Annotated in this window: 12 protein-coding genes and 1 pseudogene; 8 read left to right on the top strand and 5 right to left on the bottom strand. The window is 73.9% G+C overall.

Going from position 1 to position 15969, the window contains the following annotated elements; all coding sequences use genetic code 11:
- Positions 1-5685, top strand: a pseudogene (locus tag BM430_RS08030) (hypothetical protein); the annotation flags it as partial.
- 319 nt (positions 5686-6004) lie between these two features.
- Here the strand turns inward: BM430_RS08030 and BM430_RS08035 are convergent.
- Together BM430_RS08035 and BM430_RS08040 are read right to left on the bottom strand one after the other, a co-directional pair.
- Positions 6005-6445 carry a DUF1489 family protein gene (locus tag BM430_RS08035; protein WP_093566729.1) on the bottom strand — a complete coding sequence of 147 codons (441 nt, stop codon included), beginning with the start codon at positions 6443-6445 and terminating at the stop codon, positions 6005-6007.
- A 116-nt stretch (positions 6446-6561) separates the two neighbouring features.
- Positions 6562-7464, bottom strand: a complete 903-nt coding sequence (locus tag BM430_RS08040) for a hypothetical protein (RefSeq protein WP_093566730.1) — start codon at positions 7462-7464, stop codon at positions 6562-6564.
- A gap of 168 nt (positions 7465-7632) precedes the next feature.
- Here BM430_RS08040 and BM430_RS08045 point away from each other — a divergent pair, with 168 nt between their 5' ends.
- From BM430_RS08045 to BM430_RS08075, 7 genes are all read left to right on the top strand, one after another.
- Positions 7633-8811: an MFS transporter gene (locus BM430_RS08045; RefSeq protein WP_177302976.1), complete on the top strand. Its 1179-nt coding sequence runs from the start codon at positions 7633-7635 to the stop codon at positions 8809-8811.
- A gap of 191 nt (positions 8812-9002) precedes the next feature.
- Positions 9003-10088 (top strand): ABC transporter permease, encoded by a 1086-nt coding sequence (locus tag BM430_RS08050; RefSeq protein WP_244539389.1) that lies wholly within the window; start codon positions 9003-9005, stop codon positions 10086-10088.
- 17 nt (positions 10089-10105) lie between these two features.
- On the top strand, positions 10106-10960 hold the full coding sequence (locus tag BM430_RS08055) for an ABC transporter ATP-binding protein (RefSeq protein WP_244539377.1): 855 nt from the start codon (positions 10106-10108) through the stop codon (positions 10958-10960).
- Between the two features lie 116 nt (positions 10961-11076).
- Positions 11077-12156 carry an MlaD family protein gene (locus BM430_RS08060; RefSeq protein WP_093566732.1) on the top strand — a complete coding sequence of 360 codons (1080 nt, stop codon included), beginning with the start codon at positions 11077-11079 and terminating at the stop codon, positions 12154-12156.
- A 119-nt stretch (positions 12157-12275) separates the two neighbouring features.
- Positions 12276-12890: an ABC-type transport auxiliary lipoprotein family protein gene (locus BM430_RS08065; protein ID WP_093566733.1), complete on the top strand. Its 615-nt coding sequence runs from the start codon at positions 12276-12278 to the stop codon at positions 12888-12890.
- 62 nt (positions 12891-12952) lie between these two features.
- On the top strand, positions 12953-13240 hold the full coding sequence (locus BM430_RS08070; protein ID WP_093566734.1) for a toxin-antitoxin system TumE family protein: 288 nt from the start codon (positions 12953-12955) through the stop codon (positions 13238-13240).
- Positions 13237-13581: an HVO_A0114 family putative DNA-binding protein gene (locus BM430_RS08075; RefSeq protein WP_093566735.1), complete on the top strand. Its 345-nt coding sequence runs from the start codon at positions 13237-13239 to the stop codon at positions 13579-13581. Before BM430_RS08070 ends, BM430_RS08075 begins: the two co-directional genes overlap by 4 nt.
- Before the next feature lie 12 nt (positions 13582-13593).
- Here BM430_RS08075 and BM430_RS08080 read toward each other — a convergent pair whose 3' ends face one another.
- The 3 genes from BM430_RS08080 to BM430_RS08090 all read right to left on the bottom strand — a co-directional run bounded on the left by BM430_RS08080 (position 13594) and on the right by BM430_RS08090 (position 15897).
- Entirely contained in the window at positions 13594-14214 is a 621-nt protein-coding gene (locus BM430_RS08080) for a helix-turn-helix domain-containing protein (protein ID WP_093566736.1), read from the bottom strand.
- A 134-nt stretch (positions 14215-14348) separates the two neighbouring features.
- Positions 14349-15155, bottom strand: a complete 807-nt coding sequence (gene thiD / locus BM430_RS08085; RefSeq protein WP_093566737.1) for a bifunctional hydroxymethylpyrimidine kinase/phosphomethylpyrimidine kinase — start codon at positions 15153-15155, stop codon at positions 14349-14351.
- A gap of 37 nt (positions 15156-15192) precedes the next feature.
- Positions 15193-15897 carry a thiamine phosphate synthase gene (locus BM430_RS08090; RefSeq protein ID WP_093566738.1) on the bottom strand — a complete coding sequence of 235 codons (705 nt, stop codon included), beginning with the start codon at positions 15895-15897 and terminating at the stop codon, positions 15193-15195.
- Between the last annotated feature and the right edge of the window lie 72 nt (positions 15898-15969).

Raw genomic sequence — 15969 nt, forward strand, 5'->3', positions numbered from 1 at the left:
GCTGCCGCGTCCTTCGCCCGGGTGGCGGAGGAGGCAGCCCAGCTGATCGGGACGCGGGCGGGCGAGGCCGACACGGCGTTGCACGGCGCGGTGGTCGGACTGGCGGGCCGGGCCGAGGAGGCCGCGCTGGCGATCGGGCTCGCGGCCGAGACGGCGACGGGCGCCCTCGACGCGCGCACGCTCGCGGCCACCGCCGCCTTCGCCCGCGCCGCCGAGGAGGCCGGCCGTCTCGTCGCCGACCGCACGCAGGCCACCGACGCGACTCTGCGGGGCGCGGTCGAGCACCTGACGCGGCAGGCCGAGGACGTGTCGGCGGCCCTGGCGCTCGCGGCGGAATCCGCCACTGGCGCCCTCGACACCCGCCTCGCCGAGGTCGGGACCGCCTTCGAGAACAATGGCCGCGCGCTGACCGACCTGATCGGCCGGCACGCCGAGGAGACCCAGACCCGCCTCGCCGAGGCCGGCCGCGACATCGTCGTGGCGGTGGCGAGCCAGGGCGCGCGGGTCCACGACGCGCTCGACAAGACCGGCGCCGCGTTCGCCAGCGCCGCCGAGACCGGCGGCCGCGCGATCGACGAGGTGCTGACCAGCCGCCTCGCGGCGCTTCAGGACGCCATCGCCCGCGGCGACATCCTGGCCGACCGCATCTCCCGCGATACCCACGACCTCACCGCGAGCGTCTCCGGCCGCCTGGAGGAGATGGACCGCCTCATCACGGTCCAGGGCCGCGCCGTGGCCGAGACCATCGCCGAGCGCACCCGCGAGGCGCGCGAGGCCGTCGAGGCCCAGCTTGGGGCGCTCGAGGACCGCTCGGCCAAGCGCACGGCCGAGATCGGCGCCACCTTCAGCACCATGGTCGCCCATGTCGACCAGCATATCGGCGCCCGCGCCACGGCGCTGAACGAGGCCCTGATCGTGCGGGCCGGCGAGATGGCCCGGGTGATGGCCGAGGGCGGCCGCGAGGTCGCCCAGGCCCTCGACGGCCGCGCCGACGAGCTCGCCCGCGCCATCACCGCCCGCAGCCAGGCGATGAGCGACACGCTGACCGCCCGCGTCGGCGAGATCGGCGACGAGCTCGGCCGCCGCACCGAGGAGCTGACCCGCTCCCTCGATGCCGGCGCCGCCCGCTTCGACGAGCGGGTGATCGCCCGCCTCGACGGCCTCGCCCAGGCCCTCGACGAGCGCGGCCGCATCGTCGACGAAACCTTTGGCGTGAAGGCCGAGGAGGCCCTGCACCTGATCGAGAGCCGCACCCGCCGCCTCGACGAGGAGCTGGGCGCCCGCACCCGCGAGCTCGTCACCTTCGTGGAGAACCACAGCGGCGAGGCGAGCCGCGACCTCGCCGCCCAGGCCGAGGCGATCCGCGCCGCCTTCGAGGGCCGCGGCGAGACCCTGGCGCGCCTCGTCGACGAGCGCACCGCCGCGATGGCGCAGGAGATCGACGAGCGCGGCCGGGCGCTGTTCGGCTCGCTCGCCGGCCGCATGACCGAGCTGGCGCGGCTGTTCGACCGCGGCGGCACCGCCCTGTCCGAGCTCATCGGCAAGCGCGGCGAGGCCGTGCTCGGGGCGCTGCGCCAGACGATCGAGGAGGCCGACCGCGTCCTCGCCGAGGGCTCGGGCCGCCTGGAAACCGTGGTGGGCGAGCGCGGTACCGCGCTGGCCACCCTGCTCGACGAACGTCACGGTCAAGTCGAGCGGCTGCTCGACGATCGGACCGGTCACGTCGAGCGCGTGCTCGACGAGCGTCACGGCCGCATCGAGCACCTGTTCGGCGAGCGCCTGCGGGCCCTCGGCGGCCTCCTGGACGAGCAGTCCGCGGCCCTGCGCGGGCTCCTCGACGGCCAGTCGGCGGCGCTCCATGCCGGCTTCGACGACCGGATCCGCGCCCTGCACGACGCCCTGGAGCAGCGCGCCGGCGCGGTGCGCCAGGTGCTCGACGACCAGGCCGGCGCCCTCGGCGCCGTGCTCGACGACCGGGTCGGCACCCTGCGCGGCGTGCTCGCCGAGGGCGGCGACACCCTGGCGGCGACGCTGGAGGAGCGCGTCGGCCGCGCCGTCGGCACGGTCGACCAGCGCACCCACGCCCTCTCGCGCCTGTTCGACGACCGCCTCGCCGCCCTCGACCACCTGGTCGAGAGCCGCGGCGCGGCCTTCGCGGAGGCGGTGGAGGCCCGCGCTCAGGCGCTCGCCGGGATGCTGGACGACCGCACCGAGGCTTTCGTCCGGGCGGCGCAATCCGGCGGCACCAGCCTGTCGGGCCGCATCGAGGCGGCGCTCAACGACCTCGACGGCCTGATCGAGGCCCGCTCGCGGGCGCTGGAGACCAATCTCGACCGTCGCGGCGAGGCCCTGGCGGGCCTGATCGCGGCGAGCGGCGAGGAGGCCGCCGGCCTGCTGGAATCTCGCGTCGCGACCCTCGGCGACGCGGTGTCGCGCAGCGCTCACGCCGTGTCCGGTCTCCTCTCCGAGCGCGAGGCCGGCCTCGGCGACGCCCTCGACGGGCACCGGACGGCCATCGCCCGGACCCTTACCGAGCGCGTGGAAGCGCTGGCGGCCCTGCTGCGCGAGCGCGAGGAGGCCATCGCCGGGACGATCGAGCAGGGCGGCGGCAACCTGGTCCGGCTGATCGACGGCCGCCAGCGGGCGCTGGCCGAGCTGACGGGCGCCGGCGACGTCCTGGCCCGCCGGGTCCAGGAGCGCATCGACGTGCTCGCCGCCACGATCCGCAGCGGCGGCGACGCGCTGGCCGGCCTGCTCGACTCGCGCAACAGCGACCTCGCCGAGACCTTCGACGGCCGCGGCGCGGCGCTGACCGCCCTGCTCGACGCCCGCGTGGCCGAGCTGTCCACCGCCCTCGAGCGCAGCCGCGCCGCCCTCGACGCGGTGCTCGGCGGGCAGGTCGAGGCTTTGGCCCAGCGGCTCGACGCCGGCGGCGAGGCGGTGGCCGCGCAGCTGCGCTCGAGCATCGAGGCGCTCGGCGGCACCGTCGAGGAGCGCGCCGCGGCCTTCGGGATGCTGGTCGACGCCAAGGCGGCGGAGCTCGCCGCCCTGATGCAGGCCCGCACCGAGGCCCTGTCGGGCAGCGTCGACGAGCGCTCGGCGGCCTTCACGGCCCGGATCGACGGCCGGATGCGCGCCTTCGCGGCCCTGGTGGCCGCCCGCGGCGAGGCCCTGGCCGACGCCTTCGACGACCGCAGCGACGCCTACGCGGCGCTCGTCGACGCCCGTACCGCGGCGCTCACGGCGGCCCTCGACGAGCGGGTCGCGAGCCTGCACGGCGCCATGGACGAGCGCTCCGCGGCGCTGGCCGCGGCGGTGGACGAGCGCAGCGCCCAGCTGAGCTCGGGCTTCGACCGCCGCGCCGCGGCCTTCGCGGCGCTGATCGACCAGCGCGGCACCACCCTGACCCGGGCGCTCGCCGAGACCGCCCGCGACCTGACCCAGGCGATCGACGGGCGCGGCAACGAGCTGAACAGCGGCCTCGCCGAGCGGGTCGAGGCCCTGCGCCAGATCGTCGACGAGCGCGGCGGGCGCTTGAGCCAGACCCTCGAGGCGACCACCGCCTCGCTGCAGCGGACGATCGACCAGCGCGGCGGCGCCCTCGTGGCGGCGCTCGCGGCGAGCGGCCAGACGGTCGAGGGGCTCGACCGCCAGGTGGCGCAACTGCGCGACCTCGTCGAGGGCCCCGGCAGCGAGCTGGTCACGGTCCTGACCCAGCGCAGCGAGGCGCTGGAGCGGGCGGTGACCGAGGGGATGGGCGGCGCCGTGGCGGCGCTCGGCGAACGCGCCGAGACGCTGGCGGCCCTCTCCTCCGAGGCGGCCGAGACCCTGCGCCGGGCGGCCGACCAGGGTGCGGCCCGGGCGGTCGAGGCCCTGACGCAGGTCAACCAGCGCCTCGGGGGTGAGCTCGGCGGCCTGATCGGCCGCATCGAGGCCGCCTGCGGCGCGCTCCAGGACCTCATCGGCAAGTCCGGCGAGAACCTGTCGGCGATCGAGGGCGGGCTGTCCGGCCGGGTGCAGGAGATCCAGTCGGCGCTCGCCGAGATCGCGGCCGAGACCGGCAAGGCGTCAGACCGGGTCGCCGAGCAGGTCGGCGCGCTCCAGGGCGCGGCGACCGGGGCGCTCCGCCAGGCGGCGGGCCTCGCCGCGACGCTCGATGCCCGCGGCAAGGCCCTGACCGAGACCGCGCGCCAGCACATCGGCGATCTCACCGCGGCCGCCGGTGCGCTGGAGGGTGCCGAGGGTCGGGTCAACGCCTCGCTCGGCGAGCGCCGGACCGAGATCGACGCCCTGCTCGGCAGCATCGACGCCCGTTCGGCGGCGCTCGCCGCCGCCACGGAGGGCGTCGGCGCCCGGGTCGAGGCGACGCTCAAGACCATCGAGGCCCGCACCCAGGCGCTCGGCCGTGAGATCGAGACCAGCGCCCGCCAGGCCGGCAGCGCCGTGACGGAGGCGTTCGAGCGCCTGCGCTCCGGCACCGGCCAGGAGGGCGAGCGGGCGGCCGAGTCGGTCCGCCAGGCCGTGGCGGGCGCCTCGGGCGAGATGCGCGAGGCCTTCGGCGACGCCGCCGAGCGCTTCCAGGGCACGGTGGAATCCATGCGCGGCATGGCGGGCGAGATCCGCCGCACCCTGGAGGAGATCCGCGGCGACCTGCAGCGCGGCGTGGTCAGCATCCCGCAGGAGGCGCAGGACGCCACCGGCGAGATGCGCCGGGTGGTGGCCGAGCAGATCAAGGCCCTGAACGAGCTCTCGGCCCTGGTCCAGCGCTCGCCCCGCGCGGTCGATGTCGCCCAGCCGCTGGCCCAGCCCCGCGCCGCGGCAGCCGGCCGGTCCGCCGCGTCGCTCCCGGGCCCGGCAATCCAGAAGCCGCAGGGTCAGAACCCGCAGGCTCAGAGCGCTCAGGCCCAAACCCCGGCGCAGGTAGCTCCGGTGCAGGGTCCGGCGCAGGCCGCCCGGCCGTCGGCGCCGAAGCCGGCAGTGCAGGCGCCGGCTCAGCCCGCGCTTCAGGCTGCACCGGCCCCGGCGCGCCCGGCCCAAGGTCCGGCTCAGGTCCCTGCCCGTCCGGCACCGGCGCAAGGATCGGCGCAAGGCCCGGCCCGTCCGGCTGCGCCGCAGGCCGCGAACCGGCCCGCCGGCGAGGCGCGGCGCGACGCCGCCCTCCCCCGCACCGGGTCCGGCGGCTGGCTCTCCGACCTCCTCTCCCGCGCGTCGCAGGACGATGAGGACGAGGCGCCGGCGGCCGGCAAGGCTGCGGCCAAGGGAGGCCAGGAGAAGGGAGGCCAGGAGAAGGCGGGCCAGGCGGGCAAGGCGGGCCAGCCCACCGGCGCGGACCGGGCCGGCTCGGCCGCGATCGACTCGATCTCCAGCAACATCGCCCGGATGATCGAGCACGCGGCCGCGGTGGACCTGTGGGAACGCTACCGGCGCGGCGAGTCGGATCTGTTCACCCGCCGCCTCTACACGGCGGAGGGCCAGCAGACCTTCGACGAGATCCGCCGCCGCTACCGCGCCGAGCCGGATTTCCGCCGGACCGTCGACCACTACGTGCGGGAGTTCGAGCGCCTGCTCGGCGAGGTCTCCCGCACCGACAAGGACCCGCGCCGGGCCAACGCCTACCTCACCTCGGAGAGCGGCAAGGTCTACACGATGCTGGCCCATGCCAGCGGGCGCTTCGAGGGGGCGTGAGGCTCCGGAGCGGACGCTCCGGATCCCGTCTCCGACGGTAAAAGGCCGCCCTCCGGTCCCCGCGGGACCGGAGGGCGGCGCAGGGCTTTCAGATCGACGGTTGTCCCACCCGCAGGGTCGTCCCGGGGCTCACTGACGGCGAGAACCCGGGATCCATGACCGCTGACGATTCCGAAAGAAGCTGAGGGAGATCCGCTTTATTCTCCAGCGCCGGCGGTTATGGATCCCGGGTTCCGCTGCGCGGCCCCGGGATGACACCAAGGGCTGCAAGTCCGTCCGCTGCCCATCGTGAAGAGACGGTGATCCGACCGGCCTGCCGTCAGAGCAGGCCCAGCGACGCCAGCTCCCGCCGCATCGTCTCCGGCATCGCCGCGAGGTCGCCTGCGGCGGCGCGGGAGATGTCGCGCGGGGCGTCCTTGGGCGCGAGGTAGCGCCAGCCCTGGAACGGCCGGCATGGGCGCGGCTCGACCGGGGTGACCTCCGGGTCGAGGACGAGGCGGCAGCGGCCGACGCCCTCGCCGTCGGTGAAGGGACGGATCGCCAGCACCGGCTGGCGGCAGGCGATCTGGCCGCGGATCACCCAGTAGAGCGAACCCGCTCCGGCGATCTCGCCGCCGCGCTTCGGCACCATGCGGGTGACATGGGCCTGCTCGTGCGGGCGGCCGAGGCGCACGGATTCGGCCCGGCGGGCGGCGATCCACTCCTCGAGGTCGGCGATGGAGTCGCAGCCGACGCAGAGCTTGAGGAGGTGCAGGGACATCGCGGCTCGGGCTTGAGGTCTCGGGCGAGGGGCGGGGTTCCCTGCGGGGCAATCTGGGCGCCGCGAGGGCGGGTCGCCCGCGCCAGGACGTCGCTTCGCCGCGCCGGTCCCGCGCCTCAGGTGAAGCGGGCGAGCTTCTCGTCGAGGGCGAGGTCGTCGATCTCCGCGAACGCGTCCTCGAGCGCGACCGCGTCGTCGGCGGCCGGCGCCTCGTCGCGGACCGGCACGAAGGCGATGTCGTCGTCGGGCATCGCCGGCTCGACGAGCCGCAGGCGCGGGCCTGACGCCGGCTCCTCGTCCGGGGCCTCGTCGGCGCCGCCCTCCGGGCCGGCCGGCTTGCCCGTCTCCTTGCCGGTCGCCACGATCTGGTCGACGTCGTCCTGGTCGAGGGTGATGTCCGGCATGTCGGGCCGGTGTGCGGCCGGGGCCGGCGGGTCGTCCTCGCTCGCCCAGATCTCGATCATCGCGGTCAGGCGCTGCTCGAGGTAGCGCAGGGTGTTGACGATGCGGCTGGTGCGCTGCGCCGTCAGGTCCTGAAACGAGCAGGCGGTGTAGATCTGGGTCGCGTTCTGGTCGAGGCGGTCGCAGACCCGGCTGTCGGCCCCGGTCTCGCGCAGGGTCCAGGCGACCTCCTGCACCTCCTCGGCGGCCTGGAGGATGTCGGAGGTGGCGCGCTCGGTGGTGCGCACGATGCCGTCGAGGGCCTCGGAGGCGGCGCCGAGCTGGCTCTGGTCCTGGTCGGGGGTGTGGATCGCCGCGATCTCGGACTTGGTGCGGCTGATCGCCTTGGCCATCTCGATCAGGTCGAAGCGCAGGCGCTCCATCCCGGAGGGACCGCGCTCGCCGATTACGGCGGATTCGAGCCGGCCGATCGCCTGGAGCAGCACGTCGGTGTCGGCGGTGCGGTTGCGCTTGGCATACTCGCCCAGGAACCAGCGCCCCCGCGCCGTCTCCAGCATCGCACCCTCGATGACGTCGTACTCCTCCCGCGGAGCGGGGAGCGAAGGGGTCCCGGCCATCTCACCTGCCCTGTCATCGCCGGCCCGACGGAACGCTTCGGCGGCGTCGCCCGGAGGCGTTCTCGGTCTTCACGCTTGACATCCCGGCGTTAACGGCGGCTTACGCCAGGCCCGCCCGGGGCGGACTGATTCGGTCCGCGTCCCGGCCCTCCCCGTCCCAGGGTTCCCGTGCCTTCCCCGTTCCTCCTCGGCGACGGCCCGCGCCTCGCCCTGCTCTACGCGGCGGTCTTCGCCGGCATCGGCGTGGCGATGCCGTTCCTGCCGCTCTGGCTGTCCGGCCTCGGCCTCGGGCCGGAGCTGATCGGTGCCCTGGTGGCGCTGCCGATCCTGGTCCGGATCGTCGCGACGGCGCCCCTCGTCGGGCTGATCGACCGCGGCCTCGCGCCGCGCCGGCTGATGGTCGCCGGCAGCCTCGGCCTCGCCGTCACCTACGCGCTGATGCCCTCCGCCGCCGGACTCGGCTGGCCGGTGCTGGCGGGGCTGATCGTCCTCAACGCCGTCGCCGGGGCGCCGTTGGTGCCCTGCCTCGATTACCAGAGCCTCGCCGCGGTGCGGCGCGGGTCCGGCCTCGACTATGCCCGGATCCGCCTCGGCGGCTCGCTCGGCTTCCTCGCCGCCACCCTGCTGGGCGGCTGGCTCCTCGGCCTCGTCGGCACCGGCAGCATCACGCACTTCCTCGCCGGGCTGGAGCTCGCCTCGGCCTGCGGCGCCGCGCTGCTGCTGCGCCGGGCGGAGGGCGCGCCCGCGGCACCCCGGGCGGCCGGGCGGGCGCGCCTGCCCGCCGCCCTGTGGCTCGCCATCGCGGCGGGCGCAGCGATCCAGTCGAGCCACGCCGCGGTCTACGCCTTCGGGTCGATCCACTGGGGCACGCTGGGCCTCACGCCGGCGACGACCGGCTTCGCCTGGGGCATCGGCGTCGTCGCCGAGATCGCGTTCTTCGCCCTCGCTGGCCGCGTCCCGGCCTTGCGCGACGCGCCGTTCCGGCTGCTCGCGCTCGGGGCCGGGGCGGCGCTCCTGCGCTGGGCCGGGCTGCTCGCGGCGGCCGGCCTGCCCGCCCTCGTCCTGCCGCTCCAGATCCTGCACGGCCTGACCTTCGGGGCGACGCAGCTCGGCGCCATGGCGGCCCTGTCGCGCCTCGCCCCCGAGGGCGCGCGCGGCGCCGCGCAGGGGACCTACGCGGCCTGCTCCGCCCTCGCCTCGGCCACCGCCACCCTGGCGAGCGGAGCGGCCTACCGGGCCGGCGGCGGCTCCCTCGCCTTCGGGCTGATGCTGCCGGTGGCCGGCCTCGGCCTCGCCCTGACCGTGGCGGCCGCCAGGAGTGCCCGACCGGGGGTGGCCCGACGGTAGCCGCGGCACCGGGTTGCGGCGCGCGGGCCATGGATTGCCGCCCATGGTTTGCGAATTGTTAGCATCACGCGGTATACGACCGCCGCGAGGGGATTGTTGTGGCGAACGAGGGAGGCCGGCCCGTGCCGACCGCACCCATCACGCGGGGGGCCGATCCGGCCCGCGTCGCGGTCGAGCGCGCGCGCGACGGGATCGCCGCACGCCTCGCCGGCCGCTGGACCGCCGATCAGGCCCCCGCCGTCGAGGCCGCCTCCGCCGAGATGCTGGCCTCGGCAAGGCCTGCCGCCGGCTTGCCTCTCGTCATCGACCTCTCGGGCCTCGCCCGCCTCGACACGCTCGGCGCCTGGGTGCTGGAGCGGACCCGCGCGGCGCTCCCCGCCGGCACGACCTATGCGGGCGCCTCCCCCGAGCACCTGATCCTCCTGCGCGAGGTCGCCTACCGCGAGGCCGCGCCGGCCTCGCGCCGCCGGCGCTTCCACCCGCTCGATCCGGTCGCGAGCTTGGGGTCGGGGGTGCGCAGCCTCGGCCGCGAGGGCCTGTCCGGGCTCGCCTTCCTGGGCGAGGTGGTGGCGGGCTGCCTGCGGGTGCTCGCCCGCCCGCGCAGCTTCCGCGGGCCGGCGCTCATCAACCAGATCGAGCAGATCGCGCTCCGCGGCGCGCCGATCATCATGCTGATCTCGTTCCTGGTCGGCTGCATCGTCACCCAGCAGGGCATCATCCAGCTCCAGCGCTTCGGGGCGCAGACCTACGTCGTCAACATGATCGGCATCCTGACCCTGCGCGAGCTCGGGGTGCTGCTCACCTCGATCATGGTCGCGGGGCGCTCCGGCTCGGCCTTCACGGCCGAGATCGGCTCGATGCGCATGCGCGAGGAGGTCGATGCGCTGCGCGTCATGGGCCTCGACCCGATCGAGATCCTGATCGTCCCGCGCATCATCGCGTTGATGCTCGCCCTGCCGATGCTGGCCTTCCTGGCCGATCTCGCGGCGCTCGCCGGCGGGGCGATGACCTCGTTCCTGTATGGCGGCCTGTCGCTGGAGGCGTTCACCTTCCGGCTCCAGAACGCGATCGGCTTTCGCCACCTCGCCATCGGGCTGATCAAGGCGCCGTTCATGGCGCTGATCATCGGCATCATCGCCTCGGTCGAGGGGTTCATGGTCGAGGGCTCGGCCGAGTCGCTCGGCCGCCACGTCACCGCCTCAGTCGTCAAGTCTATCTTCATGGTCATCGTCCTCGATGGGCTCTTCGCGGTGTTCTTCGCGGCCATCGACTTCTGAGCGAGGCGACCCCACCCTTGGCGACCGCTTCCCCCATCCTCCCCGTGCCCCCGAGCCGCGACGCGATCATCCGCGTGCGCGACCTCGTGGTCGGCTTCGGCGACCGCACGGTGCTCAAGGGCCTGAACCTCGACATCCGCCGGGGGGAGATCCTGGGCTTCGTCGGCCCGTCCGGCCAGGGCAAGTCGGTGCTCACCCGCACGCTGCTCGGCCTGGTGCCGAAGCGCTCCGGCACGATCGAGGTGTTCGGCGAGGATGTCGACCGCCTGAGCCTCGCCCAGCGCCGGGTGATCGAGCGGCGCTGGGGCGTGCTCTTTCAGCAGGGCGCCCTGTTCTCGGCGCTGACCGTCAAGCAGAACATCCAGGTGCCGATGCGCGAGCACCTGAAGCTGTCCGAGCGGCTGCTCGACGAGTTCGCCCGGCTCAAGATCGAGATGGTGGGCCTCAAGCCCGACGCCGCCGACAAGCTGCCCTCCGAGCTCTCCGGCGGCATGATCAAGCGCGCGGCTCTGGCCCGGGCGCTGGCCCTCGACCCGGAGGTGCTCTTCCTCGACGAGCCGACCTCGGGCCTCGACCCGATCGGCGCCGGCGAGTTCGACGAGCTGGTGGCGACGCTCCAGCGCACCCTGGGGTTGACGGTGTTCATGGTCACCCACGACCTCGACAGCCTCTACACCGCCTGCGACCGCATCGCGGCGCTCGGCGACGGGCAGATCATCGCCGAGGGGCCGATCGACGCGATGCTCGCCTCCGATCATCCCTGGCTGCGCTCCTACTTCCACGGCAAGCGCGCCCGCTCGATCGTGGTGCCGGATCATCGAGATCTCGCCGGTCACGGTTCATCCCGCGGATCTGTGGAGGGTGTCGCCTGATGTGCGCTCCCGCACCCTGCGGCCGTCGGCTCACCCTTAAGCTTGGCAGCCTAGGCCATGCCACTTGGGCGTGTGGTCCGCTCCCCGCCCCGCACGAGCACGGAAACCGTTAAGGCATGGAAACCCGCGCCAACAACGTCCTGATCGGGGCCTTCACGCTGGCGGTGATCGCGCTCGGCTTCGTCTTCGCGTTCTGGCTGCGCGGCAATTCCGCGAACCAGGCCCGGATGCCGGTGCGCATCGTGTTCTCCGGCGGCGTCGGGGGCCTGGCCAAGGGGGCGGTCGTCACCTTCAACGGCATCCGCGTCGGCGAGGCGACCGACGTGCGGCTGCTGCCGCAGGACCCGCGCCGGGTGACGGCGATCATCGAGGTCAATCGCGGCACGCCCCTGCGCGTCGACACCCGCGCGCGCCTCGACATGACGATGCTGACCGGCGTCGCCTCCATCGCCCTCGTCGGCGGCAGCGCCGACGCGGCGCCGCTCGCCCCGACCACCAACGACCCGGTGCCGACCATCTACGCCGACGCCGCCGACATCCAGGACCTGATGGCCGCCGCCCGCACCATCGCCCAGCGCGCCGACGACATGCTCCAGCGCCTCGACCGGGTGGTCGCCGGCAACGAGGGCGCGATCAACCGCACGCTCGCCAATGTCGAGCGCTTCTCCAAGACCCTCGGCGACAGCGCGCCGGCCCTCGACGCCCTGACCAAGGCCGTGGACGGCCGCAAGCTCGCGAGCCTGATCGACAACGCCGACAAGTTCTCCTCGGCGCTCGCCGCCGCCTCGCCGGACGTCCAGGCCGGCATCCACGATGCGCGGACGCTCGCGGGCAAGCTCAACGCCTCCGCCGACCGGCTCGACGCGGTGATGAAGGGCGCCGAGGGCTTCCTCGGCTCGGCCTCGGGCGATGCCGGCAAGAGCACCTTCGCGGAAGTGCGCGACGCCGCGATCTCGATCCGCGAGGCCGGCCGCGCCTTCCGGGTGATGTCGGAGAACCTCGACAAGCGCACCGCCACCCTGACCCAGAGCGTCAGCCGCCTCAGCGGCACCGGCCGGCGCGAGGTCCAGACCCTCGCCACCGACGGCCAGCGCACCCTCAACAGCCTCAACAGCGCCGTGCGCAACATCGAGCGCGACCCGTCCCAGGTGATCTTCGGCGGCAAGCCGTCGTTGCCCGAATACAACGGTCGCTGATCATGTTGCAGTGCGGCCTCGCGGCGGTTGCACCCGCGCGCCCGGCCGGGCGTTGTCCCATCGTCCCTGGTCAAGCTTCCGGGCCCGTCCCGGCCCCGCCTTCCGGTCCGCCCGCTCTCATGCTCCACACGGCCCCCTCCCCGCGCCGCGCTCCCGGTCGTCTCGCCGCCTTCTGTGTCGCGGCTGCCCTGGCCCTGCTCCTCGGCGCCTGCGGCAGCGGCGCCGTGCCGACCACCTTTGACCTCACCGCCCTGCCGGGCGCGGCCCGCAGCGGCGCCGCCCGGCGCTCGATCGTGGTGGCCGAGCCGGTCGGCCTGCAGCCCTTCGAGGCCGACCGGATCATCGTGCGCGAGCCTGGTGGCGCGGTGTCCTATCTCGGCGGCGGCCAATGGGCCGACCGGCTGCCGCGCCTCGTCCAGACCCGGCTGATCCAGAGCCTGGAGAACGCCAACCGGCTGAAATCCGTCAGCCGCCCCGGCGACAAGGTCGCGGCCGACACCATCCTGATCACGGAACTCCGCGCCTTCGACATCAATGCCGGTACCCGCGAGGCCGTGGTCGATCTCTCGGCCAAGCTGATCCAGGAGAGCAGCGGCACGGTGGTGGCCGCCAAGGTGTTCCAGGCCCGTGTGCCGGTAGCGGGGGTGAACGCGCCGGTGGCGGCCAACGGGCTCGACCGGGCCTTGTCGATGGTGCTGGCGGATATTGTGCGGTGGATCAACGCCGGGGGATGAGGGTAACGTGCAACCCGCATTGCGGGTTGCTCTTCTGATGCCCTAACGGCAATCTCGCTGTGATGAAGGCCGTGCTGCTGCTGAGAGAGCGACTCGCTTTGACACCCGGCGCTTTCGCCGAACTCGTGGTGTGGCGAGTGCCGAGGCCGGTCGTGGGCAGTCGGCACAGCTTCAAGTACCGTCTCGCTCTCGTCGTGGAAGAGCAGTGCGTTCTGCGCTATGACAATGAGGCCGGCAAGGGTGATCATAAGCACCTCGGTGCCGAAGAGCTTCCCTTTGCGTTTACCGGCATCAATGATCTGCTCGCCGCGTTCTGGCGCGATGTCGACTCCTGGAGGAGGACGTCATGAGAACCGTGACCATCGGAGTTTCCGGGATCGCGGAGGTGCAGTCCCGGTTGAGCGCGGCGTTCCACGGAGAGCCGCAGGGTGCGTTCATTTCCTTCGCCTCGGTCGAGCTGCTCTGGACCGTGATGACGCCGCAGCGCTGGGAGCTGCTCCGCGCCCTGGTCGGCCGCGATCCGCTACCGCTCACAGCCCTGGCGGATGTGTTGGGTCGTGACTCCGACTCGGTGCGGGCCGACATCGACGCGCTGAGGAAGGCCGGAATCATCGAATCGGGATCGCACGACCGGATCAGCTTCCCGTTCGATTCGGTCCATGTCGACTTCACGATGGGCCGGGCCGCCTGAAACTCAGAGCCCCTACTCCATCACCGCCGCCTTCATGATCACCACCATGAAGGCGCGCCCCGTCCCCTCGCTGATGCAGCGCACGGTGTGGGGCCGGTCGCAGCGGTAGCGCAGGGTCTCGCCGGCCCGCGCCCGCTGTACGGCGCCGGCCACGTCGACCTCGAACTCGCCCTCGGTGACCGACAAACACTCGACCGAGCCGCGCTGATGGGCGTCCGAATCGAGCACGCCGCCGGGATCGGCCGAGAGGTCGTACCATTGCAGCCACTCGACGGTCTTGATCCAGCCGATGATGGCGAGCCGCATCCGCCCGTCGTCGGAGACCAGGATCGGCGTGTCGGCCCGCGACGACTTCTCGATGAAGGGTTCCTCGTCGCCGGTGGCGAGCACCCGCTCGATCGAGACGTCGAGGGCCTGGCTTAGGCGCCAGATCGTCGCCAGCGTCGGGTTGGTCTCGTTGCGCTCGATTTGGCTGATGATCGACTTCGCCACGCCCGACTGCTCGGCCAGCTCGGAGAGCGACAGGTTGTAGGCCTTGCGCAGGCGCTGGATGGTCTTGCCGAGCTGCCCCGACAGCACCTGCGCCCCGGTCATCAGGTCCTTGGGACGCTCCCGCCCCCGCTCGACGCCCATCGTCCGCCCTCGACCCCCGCTGGAGCACCCTGGCGTTCCGCATACCGAACGCCCGTACGCTCCATCAAACGCAATCGCCCGGGCGGCGCAAGGGTCCATGCGGCCGCGCGGGCCGATTCCGGCGGGATGACGCGTCAGTTCCACCAGGCGTGGAAGTGGTGCACGGGCCCGTTGCCGTGCCCGATCCGCAAGCGTTCGGAGGCGGCGAGCGCGGCGCTCAGGTAGGCCTTGGCCTCGTGGGCCGCGTCCGTCAGGGTGTGGCCGCGGGCGAGACCGGCGGCGAGCGCCGCCGACAGGGTGCAGCCGGTGCCGTGGGTGTTGCGGGTCGCGATCCGCGGACCCTCCAGGCGCAGCATATGGTCGTCCGGCCCGACCAGGAGGTCGACGCTCATCGGGCCCGCCGCGTGGCCGCCCTTCATCAGCACCGCGCGCGGCCCGAGCGCCAGCAGGCGCCGGCCCTGGTCGAGCATCGCCGCCTCGGTCTCGGCGATCCCCTCCCCGAGCAGCACCGCCGCCTCGGGCAGGTTCGGGGTCAGCACCGCGGCATGGGGCAGGAGCTTGCCGCGCAGGGCCTCGACGGCGTCGTCGGCGAGCAGCCGGTCGCCGCTCGTCGCCACCATCACCGGGTCGAGCACCAGCGGCAGGCCGGCGGCGTGGCGGGCGAGAGTCTCGGCCACCGCGGCGATCACGGGCGCGCGCGACAGCATGCCGATCTTCACCGCCCGCACGTCAAGGTCGGTGAAGACGCTCTCGATCTGGCGGGCGACGAAGTCGGGGTCGACGTCGTGGATCGCCTGCACGCCGCGGGTGTTCTGGGCGGTGAGCGCCGTGATCACGCTGGCGCCGTAGACGCCGAGCGCCGAGAAGGTCTTCAGGTCGGCCTGGATGCCGGCGCCGCCGCCGGAATCCGAGCCCGCGATCGTGACGGCGATCATGCCCAATCTCCGATCGTGCGAAGCCCGATCATGCCGGACCCGGTCATGCGGAACCCCGCGCCGCGAGCGCCCCGTCGATCACCGCGCGCAGGTCGCGCGCCCGTGCCTCGACGTCGCGGCCGGTGCCGAACAGCGCCGAGATCAGCGCGATCCCGTCCGCCCCAGCCCCGATCGTCGCCGCGGCGTTGCTGCGGTCGATGCCCGCGATCGCGCCGACCGGCAGGCCGCCACCGCGGGCGAGCCGCGCCCGGAACACGATGCGGTTGAGCCCGTCGAGCCCGACCGGGGGATCGGGATTGTCCTTGCTGGTGGTGGAGAAGACGCCGCCGATGCAGGCGTAGTCGACCGGCAGCCGGTAGAGCTCGTCGGCCTGGGCGGCGTTCTTGACGGTGAGCCCGACGATCGCGCCCCGGGGCAGCAGGCGCTTGGCGTCGCTCGGGTGCAGGTCCTCCTGGCCGAGATGCACGCCCTCGACCCCGGCCGCGAGGGCGAGATCGACCCGGTCGTTCATGAGGAGCGGCACGCCGGTGCCCTGGAGCGCCGCGTGGATCCGGCGCAGGCGCGCCACGGTCTCGCGGGCATTCGCGATGGTCTTCTCGCGGTACTGGAGCAGGGTGCAGCCCCCGGCCGCGGCTTGCGCCGCCATCCGGGCGAGGTGATCGGCGTCGCCGCCGCAGACCCCGACATCGAGGAGGCCGTAGAGCCGCAGGTCCACCGGCACGGTCGGGTGCCCGCCATCGGTCTTCACGGGCGGGCTCCGGCGGGACGCGGGAAGGGGCGTGCGGGCATCGGGGCGTTTCCGGCTGGGCCCGGAACCCCG

This window comes from Methylobacterium sp. 174MFSha1.1, assembly GCF_900116815.1.
Classification (GTDB): domain Bacteria; phylum Pseudomonadota; class Alphaproteobacteria; order Rhizobiales; family Beijerinckiaceae; genus Methylobacterium.

What these genes read in the sequence shown, in the direction of transcription:
- BM430_RS08035 (WP_093566729.1), bottom strand. Translation starts at nt 6,445, where the DNA reads ATGTCCCTGCACCTCCTCAAGCTCTGCGTCGGCTGCGACTCCATCGCC.
- BM430_RS08060 (WP_093566732.1), top strand. Translation starts at nt 11,077, where the DNA reads ATGGAAACCCGCGCCAACAACGTCCTGATCGGGGCCTTCACGCTGGCG.
- BM430_RS08070 (WP_093566734.1), top strand. Translation starts at nt 12,953, where the DNA reads ATGAAGGCCGTGCTGCTGCTGAGAGAGCGACTCGCTTTGACACCCGGC.
- BM430_RS08075 (WP_093566735.1), top strand. Translation starts at nt 13,237, where the DNA reads ATGAGAACCGTGACCATCGGAGTTTCCGGGATCGCGGAGGTGCAGTCC.
- BM430_RS08065 (WP_093566733.1), top strand. Translation starts at nt 12,276, where the DNA reads ATGCTCCACACGGCCCCCTCCCCGCGCCGCGCTCCCGGTCGTCTCGCC.
- BM430_RS08040 (WP_093566730.1), bottom strand. Translation starts at nt 7,464, where the DNA reads ATGGCCGGGACCCCTTCGCTCCCCGCTCCGCGGGAGGAGTACGACGTC.
- BM430_RS08080 (WP_093566736.1), bottom strand. Translation starts at nt 14,214, where the DNA reads ATGGGCGTCGAGCGGGGGCGGGAGCGTCCCAAGGACCTGATGACCGGG.